The organism is Vibrio sp. 2033, assembly GCF_033339735.1.
The window spans coordinates 1-771 of the sequence record NZ_JAWOVC010000268.1 but is presented as its reverse complement, the minus strand read 5'-3'; the positions used below and the strand labels follow the sequence as shown (position 1 = coordinate 771).

The 771-nt window shown below is 43.1% G+C and carries 2 protein-coding genes; both read right to left on the bottom strand.

Going from position 1 to position 771, the window contains the following annotated elements:
* Positions 1–259 (bottom strand): dephospho-CoA kinase (gene coaE / locus R7P74_RS26005; RefSeq protein WP_318123538.1); only part of this gene is annotated, 259 nt, incomplete at its 3' end.
* On the bottom strand, positions 260–771 hold a 512-nt coding region (locus R7P74_RS26000; RefSeq protein WP_318123537.1), incomplete at its 5' end, for a prepilin peptidase.

The window sequence follows — 771 nt, the reverse complement described above, 5'->3', positions numbered from 1 at the left end:
CATTGAGCCAAGCTTTTTCTTCTGGATTAGAAAAGATTTTTTCGCGTAACTTGGCACGATCTAAGGTGTTGTCGTCATGCGTAATGTCTTGACCAAAATGTTGAATGATTGCATTTAACCCGGGAGTTCCAGGTTCGACGACTTCTCGTGCGACAATATCTGCATCGACAATATCAATTTTAAACTGCTGCTTGAACAGATTCGCTACGGTAGTTTTACCGCTGGCGATACCACCCGTTAAGCCTATTACCAAAGCCATTTACACCCCTAAAATTGACGTGAAGTACCAACTTAGAATTTGATCGCCCCAGATTAAGCTTACCCATCCTGCAATCGCTAAATATGGGCCGAAAGGGAAAGCTCTCTCTATACCTTGTTTTTGTAGTCGTAACTGAACGAGCCCGAATATCACACCGACGACGGAAGAAAGTAGGATGATCATTGGTAATGATTGCCATCCTAGCCAAGCGCCAAGGGCAGCCAGCAATTTAAAATCACCGTAACCCATGCCTTCTTTACCAGTAAGCAGTTTGAAACCCCAATATACTGACCAAAGACACAAATAACCGGCAATCGCACCAATTACGGCGTCTTGTAGACTAACAGGGCTTATTTCTGTTAATGCTAACGCAATGCCAGCCCAAGTTAATGGTAATGTTAATTGGTCCGGTAGCAGCATAGTATCGAGATCGATAAAAGTCGCGGCTATTAAGACAAATGTGAAAAAGATTAACGCAACCGTAAAGTAGCTAAAGCCGAAATGATAAGCCA